Source organism: Geobacillus sp. LYN3 (assembly GCF_003064505.1).
GTDB classification, from domain to species: domain Bacteria; phylum Bacillota; class Bacilli; order Bacillales; family Anoxybacillaceae; genus Parageobacillus_B; species Parageobacillus_B toebii.
On record NZ_QCWL01000011.1, the window covers coordinates 2,101 to 7,961 of the forward strand.

The 5,861-nt window shown below is 50.8% G+C and carries 5 protein-coding genes; 3 read left to right on the plus strand and 2 right to left on the minus strand.

The features are described from left to right. Positions 1–404 precede the first annotated feature (404 nt). Positions 405–575 carry a hypothetical protein gene (locus tag DCC82_RS17505; RefSeq protein ID WP_015863643.1) on the plus strand — a complete coding sequence of 57 codons (171 nt, stop codon included), beginning with the start codon at positions 405–407 and terminating at the stop codon, positions 573–575. Between the two features lie 239 nt (positions 576–814). Here the strand turns inward: DCC82_RS17505 and DCC82_RS16020 are convergent, their stop codons facing one another. Beyond that, on the minus strand, positions 815–3,616 hold the full coding sequence (locus DCC82_RS16020) for a DEAD/DEAH box helicase (protein WP_097355079.1): 2,802 nt from the start codon (positions 3,614–3,616) through the stop codon (positions 815–817). Beyond that, complete coding sequence (locus DCC82_RS16025) at positions 3,613–5,226, minus strand: hypothetical protein (protein WP_097355080.1); 1,614 nt, start codon at positions 5,224–5,226, stop codon at positions 3,613–3,615. The genes DCC82_RS16020 and DCC82_RS16025 overlap by 4 nt, the downstream gene beginning before the upstream one ends. Positions 5,227–5,309: 83 nt before the next feature. Here DCC82_RS16025 and DCC82_RS16030 point away from each other — a divergent pair, with 83 nt between their 5' ends. Both DCC82_RS16030 and DCC82_RS16035 read left to right on the plus strand, forming a co-directional pair. Then, positions 5,310–5,582 (plus strand): DUF3986 family protein, encoded by a 273-nt coding sequence (locus DCC82_RS16030; protein WP_097355081.1) that lies wholly within the window; start codon positions 5,310–5,312, stop codon positions 5,580–5,582. Positions 5,583–5,647: 65 nt separating this feature from the next. Then, positions 5,648–5,861, plus strand: a 214-nt coding sequence (locus DCC82_RS16035; protein WP_133066530.1) for a Uma2 family endonuclease, incomplete at its 3' end; no start/stop codon positions are given.

Sequence of the window (5,861 nt, forward strand, 5' to 3'; positions counted from 1 at the left end):
CCAACACGCAGAAAGCGGAAAGCAATATACGATATCCATTACTCCGCTTGTTCGTTCTTACGCAAAAGCAGGAATGATCATCCGCGGAAACATAGCCGAAACAACAAGCAATGGCCACTGGAGGCTGATTCACGTGTCACGGGTGTTTCCAAAAGAGGCCGGGCAGTATATTTGAGCTGAAAAATGGTGTTTTTTTCAGAAAGAATTGCGCAGTTGGTTAATCAGTCTCCATGAGATCAGTTTGGCCCGGCATGGAGTGTGTGCGGAAAGAAGCAGGGAAAACGTCTGTTCCCTGCTTTCTTTTGAAATTGAACGCGGTGCCTGTCACTTGTCGATAATAATGAAAATAGCAGCCATTGAGCAGACATTAAATTATTTGATGGAATATGAACAAGGGAAGTTGTATGAAGAATTTAACAGAGAGCGAGAACGTGTACATTAACGATCAGTTAAATGATGCGCAAATAAGGGGATTGGCGCTGCTAAAGCTATTGTATGGCTGCGAGATAGATATTTTTTACGTTGCCGAGGAAGGAAGAGTTATACAGGAAAATTCGGTTGTTCGGGAGTTTTAAAATTAGATGAACACGTAATATGTGTAGCGAGCTAGTAAGCATCGAACTCGGTTGGATATCGAAGACCTCTTTCGCTGAAAAAATAGCCTGCCCGCAATTTGTGCGGCAGGCTGTTTTTTTGCGCCGCTATGGGCGGCGCTTGTTGCGTTCGCGCAGTTTTTCCTCCATGCGCCTAAGCAATTTTTCCCACGGATTCTCGTTTTTCTTTTTTTTCTTCAGTTTTGTTTTTTCGACCATGATCATGCCCCTCCTTTAACAGCCGCGGACAAGGTGAGCAAGTCGCGCAGTTCTTCGTCGGACAGTTCGGTGATCCATGTTTCGCCTTCAGTGATGACGTCAGCAAGCGCTAGTTTTTGTTCGAGCATGTCGTCAATTTTTTCTTCGATCGTCCCGGTTGTGATCAGTTTATGGACGTGGACGAATTTCGTTTGCCCGATGCGGTAGGCGCGGTCCGTCGCTTGGTTTTCGACGGCCGGGTTCCACCAGCGGTCAAAATGGATGACATGGTTGGCGGCGGTTAAGTTGAGCCCGGTGCCTCCCGCTTTAAGAGATAAGATGAAAATCGGTGACTGCCGCTTTTGGAATTGCTCGACCATCCGGTCGCGCGCGGCTTTCGGGACGCTGCCGTTTAAAAAGAGCACCGGTTCGTCGAACAAGTCGGCGAGCAATTGCTGGATCATATCGCCCATGCGCACGTATTGCGTGAAAATGAGGCAGCTTTCGTCATTGGCGCGAATTTGCTCGAGAAGTTCGACGAGTTTTTTCAGTTTATGCGACCGTTCGAGCACACGGCGCGGCGTGCGTTCTTTTAAATACAGCGCAGGATGGTCGCAAATTTGTTTGACGCCGTTTAGCATTTGCAAAATCAAGCCGCGCCGCTGGAACGGGTTTGCATCTTTCGCCCGTTCGAGCGTGTCTTGGACGAGCTGTTCGTAAAGGGCGGCCTGTTCGGCGGTAAGCAGGCAATATTCTTTTTGTTCGAGCTTGTCCGGCAAGTTGAGGGAGACCGCTTCATCCGTCTTTGTCCGCCGCAGTAAAAACGGGCGGATGAGCGCCTGCAAGGCCATTTTTTTGCGTGCGTCGCCTTCTTTTTCGATCGGTCCGGCAAACCGCCGTTCAAAGTCGGCGGCGCTGCCAAGGTAGCCGGGGTTTAGAAAATGGAAAATGCTCCAGAGCTCGCTCAATCGGTTTTCGACCGGAGTGCCGGACAAGGCGATTTTATGCCGCCCACGCAATTGGCGGATGGCGCGCGCTTGCTTTGTTTGCGCGTTTTTAATGTTTTGTGCTTCGTCAAGACAAATCGTATGCCACTCGATCTGTTTCAAATCGTCTTGGTCGAGGTGAGCAAGGTTGTATGATGTAATGACAAGATGTGCCTCGCTCGCCGCTTCGCAAAACGCTTCGTTTTTCGCCCGGTTCGGCCCGTGGTGCGTATAGACGCGCAGCGATGGCGTGAAGCGGGCACATTCTTTTTGCCAGTTGCCGATGACGCTCGTCGGACAAATGAGGAGCGCCGGGGTGCTAGGCTGCTCCGTTTCCTTGACATAAGCCAAATAAGCGAGCACTTGGATTGTTTTGCCTAACCCCATGTCATCCGCCAAGCAGGCCCCAAAGCCAAAGCGACGCAAAAAGACGAGCCAGTCGACGCCGCGCTGCTGGTAGGGGCGGAGCGTGCCTTGGAAGGACGGCGGAACAGCGGCAGAGGGCAGTTCGTTGACGTCCCGCAGCTGGCGGATAAAGGCGCGAAATTGGTCGTGCACTTCGATTTGAATTGTCTCCTCGTCCTCATGAAACCGTTCGTTTCCGTCGGCGGTCTCGGTGATGAGCGTTTGCGCCAGCACATCGCGCAACGGCAGCCCTTCTTTTTTCGCTTTGTTCATGAGCGTTTGTACACGGCGGATGAGCGCTGGGTCGAGGGCGATCCATTGGCCGCGTAGTTTGACGAGGCGGCGCTGCTTTTCGACGAGTTCGGCGAATTGTTCTTCGGTCAGTTCCGTATCGCCGGCGGCGATGCGCCAGTCAAAATCGACGAGGCTATTTAAGCCGAAGATTGAGTTGGCGGCATCAAATGACGGCGACAGTTTCGCTTTCACAGCGAGGTGCATCTGCTTGACGTCTTCCCACCACGGCGGCAACAATAGGCGGACGCCAGCATCAGTTAATTTGAGGCTTTCTTCCGACAAAAAGCGCCATGCTTCGTCTTCCGACAGTTCGGCGCGCAGCGTGCCGTCTTCACCGCCAAGCCATGGAACGATCGTTTGAAAACGGCGGATTGCGCGTGCAACCGATACTTCATATGGGCGCCATGAGCGGGGCAGATGAGCTTTGTCTTCCCAAGAGACGATCAAACTTTCATCCATGGCGATCAACACGGCTTCGAGCGTCCACGGCCCGCCGTCATCAGGCGGCTCGATAAGGCGCAAGCCGACGGTAAATGGCGGGCGTTCACCAAGCCAGCCGATTTGTTCGAGCCAATCATCTTCTCCGCTTGTCCATTGCTCAGGGTGGGCCATGATGGCTGGGTTGGCGTGTACGATTTCTTGCCATAATTTCCGCAACTCCGGATCGCGTTCAAGCCAATCGGCGATCGCAAGCGATAGCCATTCGGCTGCGAACGGATGAAGATCGTCCCCGATCCCGCTCCAGCGGGTGTTTTTCGCTGCCAGCCAAACGCCGGGGCCCCCTTGTTGTTTCCATGCGGAAAAATCGGGGCGGAACCGGCGCTCGCGCACATTGTCGATAATCTGCTTAGCCCACGTTTCCAGCGCCGCCGTTTGTTCGTCGCCCCACTCAAGTGAAAGAAAGTCAATGGTTGGGCGAAAGGCGAAAAACGTGAGCGCCTGCCATGGCGACAGTTTGACTGCTTCGCGCCCGTCGACCGTCACAACGTCGAGCAGCGTGCCGTAAAACGTTTCTTCGTGCCAAGCGAAGACGAGCGGAGCCCAGCTGGCTGCGGAATCAGGACCGATTAACAGAAAACATTGCTTTTTTTCATTCCATTTGCACGAAAGTGTGATTGTCTGTAACGCTTGTTCCGTCATGGAAGCACCTTTCCTTTCCGCAATTCTTCATGAAACGCCCGCATGCGCACTGTCCGTGCGCTCAACTGCTCGATATAGGCCTCCCATTGGGTCATTTGTTTCATCGACCGGTAGCAGGCGCGCAGTTTTTTCAAATAATGGACGGCCATGCGGTAGCTCTCTCGGTTTTTCGCTCTGACAAACCTCATGACCGCCCGGTGGTAAAGCGGCAATACGAGTGAAGGATCCCGCTTTTCGAGCGTTTTTAAAAATTGCGGATCCATCTCATGGGCGGTCACATCGGCAAGCAAGTATAAGTCGATCATTTGCCGATAGCGCCCTTGGTGGTATAAAAAGAAAACATAACGGTTGGTGCTGTACGGCATGCATTGCTTCAAAAGCTCCTCATACTCGTCCAATTTGTTTCTCCGTTTAGCGTATGACTCGTACAGCCGGCACACTTCGTTTGCAAACTTGGACCGTTCGGATTCGGGAAGGGCGGATAAGTAATGAGGCAGTTCTTGTTTCCCATGCGCCCAAAACGATTCAAAGCGGGCAGGCCGATCATCGGTGATGAATCGCTCCATCCACTCGACAAAAAGCGGCGCGGCCCCGCTAGGGAAGACGCGGTATAAGGCAAGCGCCTCCTCATCATCTTCGAGCAAAAAAGCCAAATGGGCGGCAGCTAGAAAAGCGAGTGGCAGCCGTTCTTGTCTCGTTAGATGCAGCAGCTGCTCTTTTTCTTGTCGGCGCCACTCTTCTTTCGTAAACAGCACTTCCCAGGCAGCTGTGTAAAGATCATAGATGAGTAAAGCGAACATCTCGGTCGTTTGCAGTAGTTCGCGTACGTATGGAATCGTTTGTTCAATCAGTTGCTCCAGCTGGGGCGTACGCCGTTCGGATGGAAATCGTTCCAATAGCTTGAACAATTCGTCGGCGATATAGTTGATGTCCTGCCGCCAGGAAAACTGTCCGTACGAGCCGAATATCCCTTGATGCCAGCCTCGTTCTTTCCCGTATTCAAAGAGGCGCTCAAGCAAAAACAATGCGGCATGGAACCGGTACAACGGGCGGGCGACTACGCTTTTTGGGCCGCCTTTTGCCAGTGACGGGAAAAGATGGTGGGCTGATCGGTATGGCCAATTGTCATGGCTGCGGATGCTGGCTTCAAACTCAGCGTATGTTTCGGTGAAACAGTTCCGCCATTGATCAACTGACTCGGCTGGCTCTGCGGGCGGCAATGTCGGCATCTCAATGCGCGTTTGGCGTTGCCGAGGCTGCTTGCTCTCTCCTTGTTTCCAGCGCTGAAACAGTTCACCGCTGTCAAAGACGTTCCCATAGATGTAAAAAAACAACGCTAAAACGTGCGGGCAAAGGCTTTCCGTCCCGCACGGGCAGCGATGGCGGCGAACGATATCGGTTAAATCAAACGCGACGCGGTGGGCCGTCTGGTCGGCAACTTCCCCTTCCACGTGATGCTCGTCTTTGACGACGACGTTATAGACGAGTCCGAAGCGAGATAAGTTCCGTCCCTTTTCGATAAGATGTTTAAAAATGGAAAACGGCAGTTCTTTTTGCAGTTCTGCTGCCGCCTTCTGCAAGAGTGGTTTGGATATCGCCGTTTGCAGCATGTTTGTCCGTCCTTTCCATCCATTCTTTATCACCATATTATAGCATGGGTGCATCGATCGCTGCTAGGTTTGTTTGGATAAACGTGAAATTTGATTCAAATCAACATCTTTATTTAGGATATTGTAAGAGCAATGTTGACTTAGAAGCAGTCGCATATAAAATTCAGAATGAAAATAAGTGGGTGGTTTTTTTAGATCATGAACAAGATACTACATTAGTTCAAAAAATATTAGATCAATATGATTATCATGAAAAATATGGTTACAAGATTTTTACTATTGATGCAGATGATTTATCTTATGAAGTCGGAAGCAAGCTATTGGAAGAATGGTTAAAAACAAATAACATAATATAACAAGGAACAAATTCGCTAACACGGCTTCAATCCACGGCCAAAGAATAATTTGGCGGCATGATATAATGGAAACAAAAAGCAAATGGGGTGAAGGTGCGGTGAAAACTCCAGAGTTTCCAAATCACAACTACACGTATGAAGATTATCTAAAATGGGACGGACAATGGGAATTGATTGACGGCGTGCCATATAGTATGGCTCCTTCTCCTTCGTTTACCCATCAATATATCATCGGTGAGCTTTATGCGGCGTTGCGGGATTATTTTCAACAACAAGGAT